This is a genomic window from Streptomyces mutabilis (assembly GCF_046628145.1).
Taxonomy (GTDB): Bacteria; Actinomycetota; Actinomycetes; order Streptomycetales; family Streptomycetaceae; genus Streptomyces; species Streptomyces mutabilis.
Window position 1 is genome coordinate 2,120,799 of sequence record NZ_CP176874.1, and the last position, 17,423, is coordinate 2,138,221.

Annotated in this window: 14 protein-coding genes; 1 reads left to right on the forward strand and 13 read right to left on the reverse strand. The window is 70.1% G+C overall.

All coding sequences use genetic code 11. From position 1 onward, the window contains the following. Positions 1-48: 48 nt before the first annotated feature. Positions 49-771 (reverse strand): TraR/DksA family transcriptional regulator, encoded by a 723-nt coding sequence (locus tag ACLIN4_RS09400; protein WP_307652947.1) that lies wholly within the window; start codon positions 769-771, stop codon positions 49-51. 561 nt (positions 772-1,332) lie between these two features. Here ACLIN4_RS09400 and ileS point away from each other — a divergent pair. After that, a complete protein-coding gene (gene ileS, locus ACLIN4_RS09405; RefSeq protein ID WP_107477769.1) occupies positions 1,333-4,479 on the forward strand; it encodes an isoleucine--tRNA ligase in 3,147 nt (1,048 codons plus the stop codon). Between the two features lie 329 nt (positions 4,480-4,808). On the opposite strand, the gene divIVA is transcribed toward ileS, so the two are convergent. From divIVA to ACLIN4_RS09465, 12 genes are all read right to left on the reverse strand, one after another. After that, positions 4,809-5,987: an apical growth/hyphal branching protein DivIVA gene (gene divIVA, locus ACLIN4_RS09410; protein ID WP_100044148.1), complete on the reverse strand. Its 1,179-nt coding sequence runs from the start codon at positions 5,985-5,987 to the stop codon at positions 4,809-4,811. Positions 5,988-6,042: 55 nt separating this feature from the next. Further along, positions 6,043-6,327, reverse strand: a complete 285-nt coding sequence (locus ACLIN4_RS09415; protein ID WP_003976737.1) for a YggT family protein — start codon at positions 6,325-6,327, stop codon at positions 6,043-6,045. A gap of 81 nt (positions 6,328-6,408) precedes the next feature. Then, complete coding sequence (locus ACLIN4_RS09420; protein WP_100044238.1) at positions 6,409-7,050, reverse strand: cell division protein SepF; 642 nt, start codon at positions 7,048-7,050, stop codon at positions 6,409-6,411. A gap of 128 nt (positions 7,051-7,178) precedes the next feature. Further along, positions 7,179-7,898: a YggS family pyridoxal phosphate-dependent enzyme gene (locus tag ACLIN4_RS09425; protein WP_100044149.1), complete on the reverse strand. Its 720-nt coding sequence runs from the start codon at positions 7,896-7,898 to the stop codon at positions 7,179-7,181. 6 nt (positions 7,899-7,904) lie between these two features. Beyond that, a complete protein-coding gene (gene pgeF / locus ACLIN4_RS09430) occupies positions 7,905-8,633 on the reverse strand; it encodes a peptidoglycan editing factor PgeF (RefSeq protein ID WP_411575658.1) in 729 nt (242 codons plus the stop codon). Beyond that, the gene (gene ftsZ / locus ACLIN4_RS09435; protein ID WP_100044151.1) at positions 8,630-9,838 is read right to left on the reverse strand and encodes a cell division protein FtsZ; all 1,209 of its coding nucleotides are present in this window, start codon (positions 9,836-9,838) and stop codon (positions 8,630-8,632) included. The genes pgeF and ftsZ overlap by 4 nt, the downstream gene beginning before the upstream one ends. A 286-nt stretch (positions 9,839-10,124) precedes the next feature. Further along, positions 10,125-10,919 carry a cell division protein FtsQ gene (ftsQ, locus tag ACLIN4_RS09440; RefSeq protein ID WP_289903892.1) on the reverse strand — a complete coding sequence of 265 codons (795 nt, stop codon included), beginning with the start codon at positions 10,917-10,919 and terminating at the stop codon, positions 10,125-10,127. Between the two features lie 25 nt (positions 10,920-10,944). Then, the gene (gene murG / locus ACLIN4_RS09445) at positions 10,945-12,039 is read right to left on the reverse strand and encodes an undecaprenyldiphospho-muramoylpentapeptide beta-N-acetylglucosaminyltransferase (protein WP_100044153.1); all 1,095 of its coding nucleotides are present in this window, start codon (positions 12,037-12,039) and stop codon (positions 10,945-10,947) included. A gap of 6 nt (positions 12,040-12,045) precedes the next feature. Then, positions 12,046-13,416: a putative lipid II flippase FtsW gene (ftsW, locus tag ACLIN4_RS09450; RefSeq protein WP_107477767.1), complete on the reverse strand. Its 1,371-nt coding sequence runs from the start codon at positions 13,414-13,416 to the stop codon at positions 12,046-12,048. Between the two features lie 76 nt (positions 13,417-13,492). Next, positions 13,493-14,899, reverse strand: a complete 1,407-nt coding sequence (murD, locus tag ACLIN4_RS09455) for a UDP-N-acetylmuramoyl-L-alanine--D-glutamate ligase (RefSeq protein ID WP_100044239.1) — start codon at positions 14,897-14,899, stop codon at positions 13,493-13,495. Positions 14,900-14,910: 11 nt separating this feature from the next. Beyond that, entirely contained in the window at positions 14,911-16,002 is a 1,092-nt protein-coding gene (mraY, locus tag ACLIN4_RS09460) for a phospho-N-acetylmuramoyl-pentapeptide-transferase (RefSeq protein ID WP_073723842.1), read from the reverse strand. Continuing rightward, positions 16,002-17,417 (reverse strand): UDP-N-acetylmuramoyl-tripeptide--D-alanyl-D-alanine ligase, encoded by a 1,416-nt coding sequence (locus ACLIN4_RS09465; protein WP_107477766.1) that lies wholly within the window; start codon positions 17,415-17,417, stop codon positions 16,002-16,004. Before ACLIN4_RS09465 ends, mraY begins: the two co-directional genes overlap by 1 nt. Positions 17,418-17,423: the final 6 nt, after the last annotated feature.

Consider the following 17,423-nt stretch of genomic DNA (forward strand, 5'->3'; position numbering starts at 1 on the left):
CGTGCTCAGGACCCATCCGGAGGCGGAACGGCGCGGATCGGTACCGGATCAGTACCGGCGCTCCTGCTTCTGCTTGCACTCGACGCACAGCGTGGCCCTCGGGAAGGCCTGCATGCGCGCCTTGCCGATGGGGTTGCCGCAGTTCTCGCACAGGCCGTAGGTGCCCGCGTCCAGGCGTTCCAGGGCGCGCTCGGTCTGGGTGAGCACCTCGCGCGCGGTGGCCGCCAGCGCCAGTTCGTGCTCGCGCGTGATGTTCTTGCTGCCGGTGTCCGCCTCGTCGTCGCCCGCTCCGTCGCCGGAGTCCCGCATCATGCCCTGGAGCGACCGCTCGGAGGAGTCGATCTCGGTGCGCAGCCGGTCGGCCTCGGACTGGAGTTCCCCGCGCGCCTCCTCGACCTCTTCCGGGGTCCAGGGTTCCTCGCCGGGACGTACCGCGAGGTCGCCGGGTTCGGCGGCGGCGCCGCGCGCCTTGGGAACGGCGGTCTTGGCCGCCGTGGCCGTGCCAGGAGTCTTCTTCGCAACCACCGTCGTGGCTCCCGTCTGCTCCGCGGCCTGCGCCGCGCCCACCTTCTTGGACGTGCTCTTCTTCGCCGCGGTCTTCTTCGCCGCGCTCTTCGTGCCGGTCGTGCTCTTCTCGGCCGCGGCCTTCTTGGCCGCGCTCTTCTTGGCCGTCGTCTTCTTGGCGGCTGCCTTCTTGGCCGTCGTCCTCTTGGCGGCGGTCTTCTCCGCAGCCGCCTCCGGCTGCTCTCCGGCGGTCTTCTTCGCCACCATGGCCGCGGCCCCTTCACATATTGTGATCTTGCTCGCGAATCGTGCTGGGACGATAAATCGACTCGGGTCCCGCGGCAACGGGGCACGCCGCCCGATTCGCCCGCCCACCGCGCGCCGCGCGGCGAACATGCATGCGTTGTGCCCAGCTCCCCGCCCGGTAATCCGCCGGGCGGAGGGCCGGCCGGGTCCGCCGGGAGCCGGACGCCCCGCGGTGGCATTCGGGTCAGTGCCCCCGGTGCGAAAACCGGTCGGCCGCTGTCCGCGGGGCGCCGTACACTGGGCGCAGCGAAAAGCTTGGATGGGGACGAGTAGCGGCGTACGCAGCCCAGAGCGACCCGGGGACGGTGTGAGCCCGGGGGCGAGCGCGACGTGAAGATCACCCCGGAGCCGCCGGAAGAAAGCCCTGGCCAGGACGGCCGAGGCGAGTAGAACCGGCTCGCGACCCCAATGAGGGGGCTCATCGGCGCACACGACGCACCGGGGAGCCAAGGAGGGTGGTACCGCGGGAGCACGGCTCTCGTCCCTCCGACGGAAGGCAGCACGTCCGCCGGAGGAAGCTCGTTGAATACGCAGCCGCAGTACCGCCAGGTGCCCGCCCAGGTCGACCTGCCCGCGCTCGAACACGCGGTGCTCGACTTCTGGCGCGAGCAGAAGATCTTCGCCAAGAGCCTGGAGCAGTCCGAGGGACGCCCCGAGTGGGTGTTCTACGAGGGCCCGCCCACCGCCAACGGCATGCCCGGCGCCCACCACATCGAGGCGCGCGTCTTCAAGGACGTCTTCCCCCGCTTCCGCACCATGCGCGGCTACCACGTGGGCCGCAAGGCCGGCTGGGACTGCCACGGCCTGCCGGTCGAGCTGGCGGTGGAGAAGGAGCTGGGCTTCTCCGGCAAGCAGGACATCGAGGCGTACGGCATCGCCGAGTTCAACGCCAAGTGCCGCGAGTCGGTGACCCGCCACACGGACGCCTTCGAAGAGCTCACGACCCGCATGGGTTACTGGGCCGACCTCCAGAACCCGTACCGCACGATGGACCCGGAGTACATCGAGTCCGTCTGGTGGTCGCTGAAGACGATCTTCGACAAGGGCCTGCTGGTCCAGGACCACCGCGTCGCCCCCTGGTGCCCTCGCTGCGGCACCGGTCTGTCCGACCACGAGCTGGCGCAGGGCTACGAGACGGTCGTCGACCCGTCCGTCTACGTCCGCTTCCCGCTCACCTCCGGCCCGCTGGCCGGCGAGGCCGCGCTCCTGATCTGGACGACCACGCCGTGGACGCTGGTCTCCAACACGGCGGTGGCGGCCCACCCCGAGGTGACCTACGTCGTCGCGACGAACGGCGAGGAGAAGCTGGTCGTCGCCGAGCCGCTGGTGGAGAAGGCTCTCGGCGAGGGCTGGGAGACCACCGGGCAGTCCTTCACCGGCGCCGAGATGGAGCGCTGGACCTACCAGCGCCCCTTCGAGCTGGTGGAGTTCCCGGCCCCCGCGCATTACGTGGTGAACGCCGACTACGTCACCACCGAGGACGGCACCGGTCTGGTCCACCAGTCCCCCGCCTTCGGTGAGGACGACCTCAAGGTCTGCCGCTCCTACGGCCTGCCCGTGGTCAACCCGGTCCGCCCGGACGGCACCTTCGAGGAGGACCTCCCGCTGGTCGGCGGCGTCTTCTTCAAGAAGGCCGACGAGCAGCTCACCGAGGACCTGGACACCCGGGGCCTGCTCTTCAAGCACATCCCGTACGAGCACAGCTACCCGCACTGCTGGCGCTGCCACACCGCGCTGCTCTACTACGCCCAGCCGTCCTGGTACATCCGCACCACGGCCATCAAGGACCGTCTCCTCGAGGAGAACGAGGGCACCAACTGGTTCCCGGACTCGGTCAAGCACGGCCGCTACGGCGACTGGCTGAACAACAACATCGACTGGGCTCTCTCCCGCAACCGCTACTGGGGCACCCCGCTGCCCATCTGGCGCTGCGAGGAAGGCCACCTCACCTGCGTCGGCTCCCGCGCGGAGCTCACCGAGCTGTCCGGCACCGACCAGTCGGAACTGGACCCGCACCGCCCGTACATCGACGACGTCACCTTCACCTGCACCCACGAGGGCTGCTCCCTCGAAGCGGTGCGCGTGCCCGAGGTCATCGACGCCTGGTACGACTCGGGCTCGATGCCGTTCGCGCAGTGGGGCTACCCGTACAAGAACAAGGAACTGTTCGAGTCCCGGTACCCGGCGCAGTTCATCTGCGAGGCCATCGACCAGACCCGCGGCTGGTTCTACACGCTGATGGCGGTCGGCACCCTGGTCTTCGACAAGTCCTCGTACGAGAACGTGGTCTGCCTCGGTCACATCCTCGCCGAGGACGGCCGCAAGATGTCCAAGCACCTGGGCAACATCCTTCAGCCGATCCCGCTGATGGACCAGCACGGCGCGGACGCCGTCCGCTGGTTCATGGCGGCCGGCGGCTCCCCGTGGGCGGCCCGCCGCGTCGGCCACGGCACCATCCAGGAGGTCGTCCGCAAGACGCTCCTCACCTACTGGAACACGGTCGCCTTCCAGGCCCTGTACGCCCGCACCACGGGCTGGGCGCCCAGCGAGGCCGACCCGGCCCCGGCCGACCGCCCGGTGCTGGACCGCTGGCTGCTGTCCGAGCTGCACGCGCTCACCGACCAGGTCACCCAGGCGCTGGACGCCTACGACACCCAGCGCGCCGGCAAGCTGCTGTCCGCGTTCGTCGACGACCTGTCCAACTGGTACGTCCGCCGCTCGCGCCGCCGCTTCTGGCAGGGCGACAAGGCCGCGCTGCGCACGCTGCACGAGGTGGTCGAGACGGTCACCAAGCTGATGGCCCCGCTGACCCCGTTCATCACCGAGCGGGTCTGGCAGGACCTGATCGTGCCGGTCACCCCGGGCGCGCCGGAGTCCGTGCACCTGTCCTCGTGGCCGGAGGCCGACCTCACGGCGATCGACCCGGAGCTGTCGAAGCAGATGGTGCTGGTGCGCCGCCTGGTCGAGCTGGGCCGCGCCACGCGCGCGGAGTCGGGCGTCAAGACCCGCCAGCCGCTCAGCCGCGCGCTGATCGGCGTGACCGGCTTCGACACCCTCTCCCCCGAGCTGCGCACGCAGATCACCGAGGAGCTGAACGTCGAGTCCCTCGCGTCGCTGAGCGAGGTCGGCGGCTCGCTGGTCGACACCACCGCGAAGGCCAACTTCCGGGCGCTGGGCAAGCGGTTCGGCAAGCGCGTCCAGGACGTCGCGAAGGCCGTCGCGAACGCGGACGCCGCGGCGCTCTCCCTCGCGCTGCGCGAGGGCACGGCGTCGGTGGAGGTCGACGGTGAGACGGTCACCCTCGCCCCGGACGAGGTGATCATCACCGAGACGCCGCGCGAGGGCTGGTCCGTCGCCTCCGACTCCGGCGCGACGGTGGCGCTGGACCTGGAGATCACGGAGGAGCTGCGCCGCGCGGGCCTCGCCCGGGACGCGATCCGGCTGATCCAGGAGGCCCGCAAGAACAGCGGGTTGGACGTCGCGGACCGGATCGCGCTGCGGTGGACGGCCACGGACGAGGCGACGGTCGCCGCCCTGACCGAGCACGCGGGTCTGATCTCGGACGAGGTCCTGGCGACGGACTTCGCGCGGGGCGAGGCGGACGACGCGTACGGAGAGCCGTTCTCGGACGAGGGGCTGTCCCTGACGTTCCGCCTGCGCAAGCAGTAGCCCACAACAGATGAGGGGCCCGCATCCCTGGACGGGGATGCGGGCCCCTCACGCGTAGCTGCGGGCAGTCGCGCCTCCCCCAGTGCCTGGACGGCCTGGGAGGTACCCCCAGGGCGGCACGGGTGGGCGGTGTGGGGTCCCCCGCTCGAGCGAAGCCGAGAGTGGGGGAGGCACCCCGGCAGCGCCGGGCCACGCGACCACCTCGCGCCACCCCGACACCCCGCCACCCCGACACTCCGCACCTGAACCCGCACATCAAAAGGGCGGGCCCCGGGTCGAAAACCCGGGGCCCGCCCTGAACGCTGCCGACGACTACGCCGTACTACAGATCAGTTGTCGTCCTCGTCGATCAGGAACCCGCGCATCGGCGAGGGCGCCTGCCCCATCGGCGACGGCCCCTGCGGCCGCACCGGTGCCATCGGCTGGGTCATCGCCGGCGACATCTGCTGCTGACCGCCGTAGGACGGACCGTTCTGGCTCGGCCCGCTGCCCATCGACTGGTTGCCGCCGTAGGACGGGGCGCTGGCGCCGGCCGGTGCCATCGAGGGCGCCGGGGACGGCGGCAGGGACGCCGTCGCGGGCGTACGCGGCGGGGCGAGCGAGTCGTCCGCCTGGGTCTCCAGCTGACGCAGCTGCGACTCCAGGTACGACTTCAGTCGCGTCCGGTACTCGCGCTCGAAGCCGCGCAGGTCCTCGACCTTGCGCTCCAGCGTGGCGCGCGCGGACTCCAGGGAGCCCATCGCGACGCGGTGCTTCTCCTGCGCGTCCCGCTCCAGGGCGTCGGCCTTGGCACGGGCGTCCCGCTCCAGACCCTCGGCACGCGAACGCGCCTCGCCGACGATCTTGTTGGCCTCGGAACGGGCCTCGGCGATCGCCTGGTCGGCGGTCTGCTGGGCCAGCGAGAGGACACGGGCGGCGCTGTCGCCGCCGGGGCCGCCCTGACCGGGCATGCCGCCGGGACCACCGGGACCCTGCGGACCGCCCATGGGGCCGCCCATCGGGCCGGGGCCCATCTGGCCCTGCATCGGACCGGGGCCGCCCTGGCCCATCGGTCCCGGACCCTGGCCCATCGGGCCGGGGCCCTGCGGGCCACCCTGACCGCCGGGGCCGGCGGGCAGCTGCGGGGCACCGCTCGGCAGCTGGGGCGGACCACCCATGGGGCCACCCATCTGCTGCTGCGGCGGGCCCGATATGCCGGCGGGCACCGGAGCGCCGGGACCTCGCATGCCCTGCTGCGGCATACCGCCCTGCTGCGGCGGACCCTGCTGCTGGTGCTGCTGCTGATCCTGCGGCGGTTCCGGGGGCTTGCGCATGTTCTGCTGGTTCTGCGCGGCCGCTCGCGTCGCCGCGGCCAGCTTGGCGCGCAGGTCCTCGTTCTCGCGGAGCAGTCGGGTCAGTTCGGCTTCGACCTCATCGAGGAAGGCATCGACCTCGTCCTCGTCATAGCCTTCTCGGAGGCGGACGGTCGTGAACTGCTTGTTCCGCACGTCCTCGGGGGTCAACGGCATCTCTTCACCTCAACGTTGTCGTCGGCATTCGGCAAGCCCGTATCTCTCTCATCGATCACAGCTGGCTCACGATCGAGATCAGGATGTAGACGATGATCATCAATACGAAGAAGGACAGGTCGAGCGCCACGCCCCCGAGACGCAGCGGCGGGATGAACCGCCGCAGAAGCTTCAGCGGTGGATCGGTGACAGTGTAGGTGGCCTCAAGAACGACCACCATCGCCTTGCCGGGTTGCCACGAGCGGGCGAACTGGAAGACGTAGTCCATGACCAACCGGAAGATGAGCACGATGAGGAAGCACATCAGCGCGATGTAGACGACATCCAGGACCACGCTCATGACCCTTGCTTCCCTCTCCCCTGAACCATCTCTCGGGCCCGTTGTCGGACCCGTGGTCTTGCTCTCTACCGGTGTTGCGTCTCAGCTCTGGTTGAAGAACCCGCCCTCTGCGATGCGGGCCTTGTCCTCCGCCGTGACATCGACGTTAGCAGGAGACAGCAGGAACACCTTCTGCGTCACCCGCTCGATACTGCCGTGAAGACCAAACACCAAACCGGCCGCAAAGTCGACAAGTCGCTTCGCATCTGTGTCATCCATCTCAGTGAGATTCATGATCACCGGCGTGCCCTCACGGAAGTGTTCCCCGATGGTACGGGCCTCGTTGTAGGTCCGGGGGTGAAGCGTGGTGATCCGGTAGGGCTCTCGTTCGGACACGACCTTGGGCATGATGACCGGTGCGCTCTTTTCCAGGCTTGCGCGTTCTTGTGTGATGGATGCCACGGGCGCGATACGCGCCGGACGGCCCGATTCCGCCGCGAGCGAAGCGGATCGGGAGACCGGTTCGCGCGGCGCGGGCGGCTGGACGACTCGTACCTCTTCGTCCCTTTGGGGCTGATGTGAACCGTGCGACTGGTGTGCCGGTTCGTGCCGCCGGTGGTCCCGCTCGGGCTCCGGGTCCAGTTCGGGTTCGAAGTCGTCGTCGGGGTCGAACCCCCGGCCGTCGTACCCATCGTCCTCCACGAGGCCGAGGTAGACCGCCATCTTGCGCATCGCGCCGGCCATGCTCTGAGTCCTCCGCTCTGTGGTGGATCGGCTGACGACTGCCAAGTGCCCGCGATCCACGAGGTCGTTCGTCCGCCTTTCGGCGGTAATGACCATATTTTCTGCTGTGGTCCGACTTCTTGGCGACGTTACCCGAGCCTGGGGCGGACTCCGAGTACCGCGGTGCCGACGCGTACATGTGTCGCTCCGGCGGCCACGGCCTGTTCGAGGTCCGCGCTCATTCCTGCGGAGACCATGTTCGCAGCCGGATGGGTTCGGCGCACGTAGGTCGACAAATCCATGAGACGCTCGAACGCCGCCTGTTGGCGTCCGGCGTACTCGCCGGTGAGCGGCGCCACCGTCATCAGCCCGTCGAGCCGCAGCCCTTCCGCCCCGGCGACGAGGTCGGCCAACTCTTCGATTCCCGCGGGCGACACGCCGCCGCGCTCACCGCGGGCGCTCTCCCCCGCGTCGAGCGCGACCTGAATGAGGCAACCCACCTCCCGTCCGACCCGCACGGCTTCCTTCGACAGAGCTGTGACGAGCTTGGGACGGTCGACGGACTGCACGACATCGGCGTAACCGACCACCGAACGCACCTTGTTGGTCTGCAACTGACCCACGAAATGCCACGAAAGCGGCAGATCCGAGCATGCTGCCGCCTTCGGCGCGGCGTCCTGGTCGCGGTTCTCGGCGACATGGCGCACGCCGAGGTCCGAGAGAATGCGCACATCGTCCGCGGGGTAGGTCTTGGTGACCACGATGAGGGTCACCTCGTCGCGGCGGCGCCCCGCGGCCGCACAGGCGGCGGCGATGCGCTCCTCCACTCGTGCCAGATTCCCGGCGAGTTCGCTCTTACGGTCCGTCATGCCCCATCAGTCCAGCCAGACATAGCCCGCGAGCCGCCCGGTGGTGCGGTCGCGTCGGTACGAGAAGTGGTCCTTCGACTCCAGGGTGCACACCGGCGACTGCGCCCGGTCGCGCACCCCGAGGCGTTCGAGCTGCGCGTGCACGCCGGCGCTCACGTCGACCGCCGGTGTGCCCCAGCTCGTCTCGGCGTACGCCGCCGGTTCGACGGCGGCCACCTCGGCGCGCATGTCCTCGGGCACCTCGTAGCACCGGCCGCACACGGCGGGTCCGGTACGGGCGGTGATCCGGGCGGGGTCGGCGCCGAGTTCCGTCATGGCCCGTACGGCGGCGGGGACGACCCCGGCGACCAGGCCGGGCCGGCCCGCGTGGGCCGCGGCGACGACACCGGCGTCCGGGTCGGCCAGCAGGACGGGCACGCAGTCGGCGGTGAGGACGGCGAGGGCGAGACCGCGTTCGGTGGTGACGATCGCGTCGACGCGCGGGACCGGACCGTCCCCCCAGGGGCCGTCGACCACCGCGACGCCGGCACCGTGCACCTGGTTCATCCAGACCACCCGGGCAGGGTCGACGCCCAGCGACTTGGCCGCGAGGTCCCGGTTGGCCGTGACGGCGGCGGGGTCGTCGCCGACCGCGCCGCCGAGATTGAGCTCCTCGTACGGAACGGCGCTCACTCCGCCCCACCGGTCGGTGAAGCCGAAGTGCGCGCCGTTCACGGTGTCGCGCTGTCCTATCACTTCAGGAAGTCCGGCACGTCCAGTTCCTCGGCCGCGCTGTCCGAGTAGGTGCGGGACGGCGGGACCGGCGGCGGGGCGACCTGCGGCAGGTCGCTCACCGGCTCCGGCGCGGGGGCGGGCTCCGGCTCCTCCTTCGGCTTGACGCTGCCGAGCGAGCCGAAGGAGGGACGGCTCTCGGGCTGCCGTACCGGGGTGGGCTCCTCGCGCTTGGCCGAGGAGGAGGCGCCGAGGACGTTGTCCCGCTGCTTGGACGGCGGCTGGCCGCCGTCGAAGCCGGCCGCGATCACGGTGACCCGCACCTCGTCGCCGAGGGCGTCGTCGATGACCGCGCCGAAGATGATGTTGGCCTCGGGGTGGGCGGCCTCGCTGACCAGCTGGGCGGCCTCGTTGATCTCGAACAGGCCGAGGTCGGAACCGCCGGAGATGGAGAGGAGCACGCCCCGGGCGCCGTCGATGGACGCCTCCAGCAGCGGCGAGGAGATCGCCATCTCGGCGGCGGCCACCGCGCGGTCGTCGCCGCGGGCCGAGCCGATGCCCATGAGGGCCGAACCGGCCTCGGACATGACCGACTTCACGTCGGCGAAGTCCAGGTTGATCAGGCCGGGCGTGGTGATGAGGTCGGTGATGCCCTGCACACCGGACAGCAGCACCTGGTCGGCGGACTTGAACGCGTCGAGCACGCTGACCTGGCGGTCCGAGATGGACAGCAGCCGGTCGTTGGGGATGACGATGAGGGTGTCGACCTCTTCGCGGAGCTCGGCGATGCCGTCCTCGGCCTGGTTGGCCCGGCGCCGTCCCTCGAAGGTGAACGGGCGGGTGACCACGCCGATGGTGAGGGCACCCAGCGAGCGTGCGATGTTGGCCACGACGGGCGCGCCGCCGGTGCCGGTGCCGCCGCCTTCACCGGCCGTCACGAAGACCATGTCGGCCCCCTTGAGGACCTCCTCGATCTCCTCGCGGTGGTCCTCGGCGGCCTTGCGGCCGACGGCCGGGTTGGCTCCGGCGCCGAGTCCGCGGGTGAGTTCGCGGCCGACGTCGAGCTTGACGTCGGCGTCGCTCATCAACAGAGCTTGCGCGTCGGTGTTGATGGCGATGAACTCGACGCCCTTGAGACCGACCTCGATCATCCGGTTGATGGCATTGACACCACCGCCGCCGACACCGATGACTTTGATGACTGCGAGGTAGTTCTGCGGTGCTGCCACGTCGAAGGCCTCTCGCCTCGAGTTACGTGTCGCCGAATCCCCGGAGCACTGTGGCCCCGCGACCGACGACTGATGCCGATTGGGACGGTCCGTAGCGCCGACCCGAACCCTAACGCTGAAGTTTAGGGTTACCAGTGTGTCTGTTCCTTGGAGTCTTCTGAACAGGACACTAAGTCGACAAGTGGCGCACGTTCAACGAACACGCCGAACCTCCCGTTTTTCTTTTCACCCTATGTGATCAGGCGTAGCGCTGCCCAACCAGGGTGCTGGCCTGCACGTATACCCGTCAACTCCCTGATGACGCAGGCGCGGTGGGAACGCTCACGTCGAAGTGCCGCGCGTCCGGCGCCGCTTTCATCAGCGCGGTCAGCGCCCGGGCCTTGCGCTCACCCTGCTCACCGCTCCCCCAGACCACGGTCCGGTCGCCGCTCAGCTCCAGTGAGATGTCGTCGTACGAACGGACCTTGACGACCCGTGTGTCCTCGGCGACCGCGCGCGGGAGGCGGTCGGCCACCCGCACCGCTTCCCGTGCGAGGCGGTCGTCGTCGAAGCGGCGCAGACTCGCCGCGGCGGAACCGGAACGGTCAGGCTCCAATTCAAGCTCGGGCACGCCTTTGGGGGCGCGGGAAACCGTGGCGAAACGGACGCCTTCATCGTCCACTTCCACGAAGTTTCGGCCCTTTTGAACAATGAGAACCGGAGTACGCTCCGTCACTTTCAGGGTGATTCCGTGCGGCCAGGAACGCTCTACGCGAACTTCGTCGATGCGGAGCAATTTCCGGGCGAGCCGGTCCTCGATCGCCCCGGTGTCCACGGAGACGAGCGGGTCCCCGACGGGCACGTCGGCCGCCTCGCGCACCTGCGCCGGCGTCAGGACACGCGTCCCGGAGACCGACACCCGTTCCACACGCGTGAAGTTCGAGCCGTAGAGCAGCCAGACGGTGCCCCCCGCGAGAAGCACGAGGGCGGCGGCCACGATGACGACCGTACGGAGGCGGGGCGGGCGCACCCGCCGGGTCCGGGGCGGGCCGGACGACTCCTGCTGGCGTTCACCGCGCTCGGCGGTGGTCGGTCCGGCCACGCTCCCTGCCCTCCGTCATGCGTCCCTAGCGGTGTGCACGGGCGGCGATCGCCTCGTACACCATGCCGACGAGCAGGTCGTCGGCGTCCCGGCGGCCGAACTCGGCGGCGGCGCGGGACATCTCGTACAGCTTGTGCGGGTCGGCGAGCACGGGCAGGACGTTGTGCTGCACCCACTCGGGGGTGAGGTCCGCGTCGTCGACCAGCAGGCCGCCGCCGGCCTTGACCACCGGCTGGGCGTTGAGCCGCTGTTCGCCGTTGCCGATGGGCAGCGGGACGTAGGCGGCCGGGAGTCCGACGGCGGAGAGTTCGGCGACGGTCATCGCGCCCGCGCGGCAGAGCATCATGTCGGCCGCGGCGTACGCAAGGTCCATCCGGTCCAGGTAACTTACCGGGATGTACGGGGGCATTCCCGGCATCTGGTGGACCTGCGGCAGTTCGTTCTTCGGGCCGACCGCGTGCAGGATCTGGATGCCCGCCTGCTGGAGCCAGGGCGCGACCTGCTGGACCACCTCGTTGAGGCGGCGGGCACCCTGCGAGCCGCCGGTGACCAGCAGCGTGGGCAGGTTGGGGTCGAGCCCGAACATCGCGCGGGCCTCGGGGCGGGCGGCGGCCCGGTCGAGGGTGGCGATGGAGCGGCGCAGCGGGATGCCGATGTAGCGGGAGTTGCGCAGCTTGCTGTCGGGCGTGGAGACGGCGACCTGGGCCGCGTACCGCGAACCGATCTTGTTGGCCAGGCCCGGGCGGGCGTTGGCCTCGTGGATGACGATCGGCACGCCGAGCCGCTTGGCCGCGAGGTAGCCGGGCAGGGCGACGTAGCCGCCGAAGCCGACCACGGCGTCCGCCTTGGTGCGTTCCAGGATCTGCTCGGTCGCCTTGATGGTGCCGCGCAGCCGGCCCGGGACGGTGATCAGCTCGGGGGTGGGCTTGCGTGGCAGCGGTACGGCCGGGATCAGCGCCAGTTCGTACCCGCGCTCGGGTACGAGGCGGGTCTCGAGGCCGCGTTCCGTGCCCAGGGCCGTGATGCCCACGGTCGGATCCTGCCTGCGCAGGGCGTCCGCGAGGGCGAGCGCGGGCTCGATGTGGCCCGCGGTTCCTCCGCCGGCGAGTACGACATGCACCGAAATTCACCGCTCTCCGGACGAGCGCGCCTTCGAGGCGCGCCGTCGCATCGTGTTCCAACTCCGGGGGCTCCGCTTGGCCACGGGTCCCCTGGCCCCCCGCTTTCTACCAAAGCGAGGTTGCCGCAGCGCAAGCGCCGCCCGCGCACCGGGTTCATCACGCGCGAAGGCGATGAGCAGACCGATGGCGAACATGGTCGGGAGCAGGGCGGAACCTCCGTAGGAGAACAGCGGGAGGGGGACACCGGCGATCGGCAGCAGTCCGAGGACCGCACCGATGTTGATCACGGCCTGGGCCGTGATCCAGGTGGTCACGCCTCCCGCGGCATACCTCACGAACGGGTCCTCCGTGCGTCCGGCCACGCGGATACCCGCATAGCCTAGAGCCGCGAAGAGGGCGAGCACCGACAGTGTCCCCGCCAGGCCCAGTTCCTCACCGGTGACGGCGAAGATGAAGTCGGTGTGCGCTTCGGGGAGTTGACCCCATTTCTCCACGCTTGCACCGAGTCCGGAACCGAACAGTCCGCCCGAGGCGAGGGCGTAGATGCCGTGCACGGCCTGCCAGCAGGCGTCGCCGGGGCCGGGGTCGGTGGCGCCGAGGCAGTTCAGCCGGGCCATGCGGTTCGGGCTGGTCTTGATGAGGATGAAGCCGAGCAGGAGGGCGATCGACAGCACGCCCGCGAACAGCCGGGTGGGCGCGCCGGCCAGCCACAGCAGGCCGAACAGGATCGCGGTCAGGATGATCGCCGTACCCATGTCGCCGCCGATCATGATCAGCCCGAGCAGCATGAACGCGGCCGGCACCAGCGGCACCAGCATGTGCTTCCACTGCGTCAGCAGCTTCTTGTCCTGCTTGCGGGCCAGCAGGTCCGCGCCCCACAGCACCAGGGCGAGCTTGCCGAACTCGCTGGGCTGGATCTGGAAGGAGCCGCCGAGCGCGATCCAGTTCTGGTTGCCGTTGACCGCGACTCCTATCCCGGGCACCTGCACCAGGATCATCAGGCAGACGGCACCGGCGAGGATCGGGTAGGCGAGCGCGCGGTGCAGTTTCACCGGCATCCTCATGGCGGCCACCAGCAGCCCGACGCCGATCAGCGCGGCCAGGAACTGCTTGCGGAAGAAGTACGACCCCGGCAGCGAGAGCTGGAGCGCGGTGATCTGGGAGGCCGAGTAGACCATGATCAGGCCGAGCACGGTGATCAGCGCACCGGCGCCGGAGATCAGGTAGTAGGCGGTCAGCGGCCGGTCCCAGGCGCGGCGCAGGCGGTGGTACAGCCGGAGCACGGAGTTCTCGTGCTCCGGCCCCGGCGCGGTGGGTCGCTTGACGGCCCGCGGTACGGGCGGACGTCCGGTACGGCTCTGGGGACTACCGGGCATCGCTGCCCCCGCTGTACGTCGGCATGGACCGTCCCACGCGTCCTCCCGAGGTCACCCGGCGCAGGAGGCGGCCGGGTCAGGCGCCGAGTTCGCGAACGGCCTGTGCGAACGCGTCGCCGCGCTGGTTGTAGTTGGTGAACATGTCCATGGAGGCACAGGCCGGGGCCAGCAGCACCGTGTCACCGGGCCGGGCGAGTCGCCGGGCCTCCTGGACGGCCTGGAGCATCGCACCAGTGTCGGTCCGCTCGAGGTCGACCACGGGTACTTCCGGGGCGTGTCGCGCCAGGGCTTCGCGGATCAGGGCGCGGTCGGCGCCGATGAGGACGGCGCCGCGCAGCCGCTTCGCCGCACCCGCGACCAGCTCGTCGAAGGTCGCGCCCTTGGCCAGCCCGCCGGCGATCCACACGATCGACTCGTACGCGGCCAGGGATGCCTCGGTGGCGTGGGTGTTGGTGGCCTTGGAGTCGTCCACGTACGCCACCCCGTCGACGTCGGCGACGTGCGCGATGCGGTGGGCGTCGGGCGTGAAGGCGCGCAGGCCGTCCCGTACGGCCGCGGCGGGGACGCCGAAGGCGCGGGCGAGGGCCGCGGCGGCCAGGGCGTTGGCGATGTTGTGCGGGGCCGGCGGGTTCACGTCGGAGACCTCGGCGAGCTCCTGGGCGTTCTTGTGCCGGTTCTCGACGAAGGCTCGGTCGACCAGGATGCCGTCCACGACGCCGAGTTGGGAGGGCGCCGGGGAGCCGAGGGTGAAGCCGATGGCCCGGCAGCCCTCCTCGACGTCGGCCTCGCGGACCAGGTCCTCGGTGGCCTTGTCGGCGACGTTGTAGACGCAGGCGACGCGGTTGCCCTCGTAGATGCGGCCCTTGTCGGCGGCGTACGCCTCCATGGAGCCGTGCCAGTCGAGGTGGTCCGGGGCGAGGTTGAGGACGGCGGCCGAGTGGGCGCGCAGGGAGGGCGCCCAGTGGAGCTGGTAGCTGGACAGCTCCACCGCGAGGACGTCGTACTCCTCGTCGCCGGTGACCGCGTCCAGCAGCGAGACGCCGATGTTGCCGACGGCGGCGGTGCGCAGGCCCGCCGCCTTCAGGATCGACGCGAGCATCTGGACGGTGGTGGTCTTGCCGTTGGTGCCGGTGACCGCGAGCCAGGGCGCGGAGTCGGGGCGGCGCAGGCGCCAGGCCAGTTCGACATCGCCCCAGACCGGGACGCCGGCCTGCCCGGCCGCCGTGAACAGCGGCTTGGTGGGCTTCCAGCCGGGCGCCGTGACGATCAGCTCGGTGCCGTCGGGCAGGGTGTCGCCGTCGCCGAGGCGCACGGTGATGCCGAGCGCCTCCAACTCGGCCGCCTGCGCCCGCGCGCGCTCGTCCGCGCCGTCGTTGACGACGGTCACGCGCGCGCCGAGGCCGTGCAGGACCTTGGCCGCCGGGACCCCGGAGACGCCGAGTCCGGCGACGGTGACGTGTTTGCCCTGGAATTCGAAAGGCACCGAGGAGTCGGTCACTTGTCCGCTGCCCATCCCGCGTAGAAGAGGCCCAGTCCGACGATCACACAGATGCCCTGGATGATCCAGAAACGGACCACGACAAGGACCTCGGACCAGCCTTTGAGTTCGAAGTGGTGCTGGAGTGGCGCCATTCTGAAGACGCGCTTGCCGGTGAGGCGGAAGGATCCGACCTGGATGACCACCGACATGGTGATCAGGACGAACAGACCGCCGAGGATGGCCATCAGCAGCTCGGTGCGTGAGCAGATCGCCAGACCCGCGAGGACACCGCCGAGCGCGAGCGAACCGGTGTCGCCCATGAAGATCTTGGCCGGCGAGGTGTTCCACCACAGGAAGCCGAGGCAGGCGCCCATCAGCGCGGAGGAGACCACCGCGAGGTCGAGGGGATCTCGTACCTCGTAGCAGGCGCCCGGGTTGGTCAGGGTCAGCGCGTTGGCGCAGGACTCCTGGAACTGCCAGACGCCGATGAAGGTGTAGGCACCGAAGACCAGGACGGAGGCGCCGGTGGCCAGGCCGTCCAGACCGTCGGTCAGGTTCACGCCGTTCGACATCGCGAGGATCATGAACAGCGCCCAGATGACGAACAGCACCGGGCCGATCGACCAGCCGAAGTCGGTGATGAACGACAGCTTGGTGGAGGCCGGGGTGTTGCCGCGGTTGTCCGCGAACTGGAGCGAGAGCACCGCGAAGGCGATGCCGACGATGAGCTGGCCGGCCATCTTCGCCTTGGCCCGCAGGCCCAGCGACCGCCTCTTGACGATCTTGATGTAGTCGTCGAGGAAGCCGACGAGGCCCATGCCCACCATCAGGCCGAGCACCAGCAGACCCGAGAAGGTCGGCGCCGCGTCCGCCTTCGGGTCCAGGTAGCTGGTGATGACCTTGGCGAGGAAGTAGGCGGCGACCGTCGCCAGGATGAACGCGATACCACCCATGGTCGGCGTACCGCGCTTGCTGGCGTGCTCGCGCGGGCCGTCGTCGCGGATGTACTGGCCGTAGCCCTTGCGGGCCAGGAGCTTGATCAGCAGCGGCGTGCCGACCAGCGTCAGGAAGAGGCCGATGACTCCCGCGAACAGGATCTGCTTCATCATCGGCCGGCAACCTCACCCTCGGCGCCGGTCTCGAGCAGCGCCGAGGCGACGCTCTCCAGACCCACCGAACGGGACGCCTTCACGAGCACGACGTCCCCCGGGCGCAACTCGCTGCGCAACAGGTCGACCGCCGCCTGTGCGTCGGACACGTGCACCGACTCCTCACCCCACGAACCCTCGTTGTATGCGCCCAGTTGCAGCCATTGGGCTTCCCTGCCCCCGACCGCGACGAGCTTGCTGACGTTGAGCCGGACGGCGAGCCGTCCGACCGCGTCGTGCTCGGCGAGCGCCTCGTCCCCGAGCTCGGCCATCTTGCCGAGCACCGCCCACGTACGACGCCCCTTTCCCATGGCGACGAGCGCACGCAGCGCGGCCTTCATGGACTCGGGGTTCGCGTTGTAGGCGTCGTTGACGACCGTCACGCCGTCCGGGCGCTCGGTGACCTCCATCCGCCAGCGGGAGAGGGAGCCCGCCTCGGAGAGCGCGGTGGCGATCTCGTCTGCGGACATGCCCAACTCGTGGGCGACGGCGGCCGCGGCGAGCGCGTTCGACACGTGGTGCTCACCGTACAGGCGCATGGTCACATCGCTTGCACCGGAGGGTGTGTGAAGCCTGAAGGAAGGCTGTCCGCTGTCCGTGAGTCGCACGTTCTCGGCCCGAACGTCCGCTTCGTCGGACTCTCCGAAAAGGATCACCTTCGCCTTCGTTCGGGAGGCCATGGCGCGTACGAGGGCGTCGTCCGCGTTGAGGATCGCGGTGCCGCCCTCCTCGGCCGGCGGCAGCGCCTCGACGAGTTCGCCCTTGGCCTGGGCGATCTGCTCCCGGCCGCCGAACTCCCCGATGTGCGCGGAGCCGACGTTGAGGACCAGGCCGACCTTCGGCGGGGTCAGCTCGCAGAGGTAGCGGATGTGGCCGATGCCGCGGGCGCCCATCTCCAGCACGAGGAACTTGGTCTCCTCGGTGGCGGTCAGCGCGGTGAGCGGCAGCCCGACCTCGTTGTTCATGGAGCCGGGCGTGAAGACCGTGGGCGCCTTGCGGCGCAGTACCTGGGCGATCAGGTCCTTGGTGCTGGTCTTGCCCGCGGACCCGGTGAGGGCCACGAGAGTGGTGCCGAGGCGGCGTACGACGTGACGGGCGAGGGCGCCCAGGGCGGCCTGGACGTCGTCCACGACGATCGCGGGCACGCCGACGGGGCGGGAGCCGAGCACGGCCGCCGCGCCCGCCTCGACGACCGCCGACGCGAAGTCGTGGCCGTCCACCCGCTCGCCGACGAAGGCGACGAAGAGGCTGCCGGGTCCCGCTTCCCGGGAATCCCGGACGACGGGCCCGGTGACCTGCGCGGTCGCGTCCGGTATGTCGTGCATCCGCCCGCCGACGACTTCTGCGATCTCGGCGAGAGAGAGGGTGATCACAAGTTC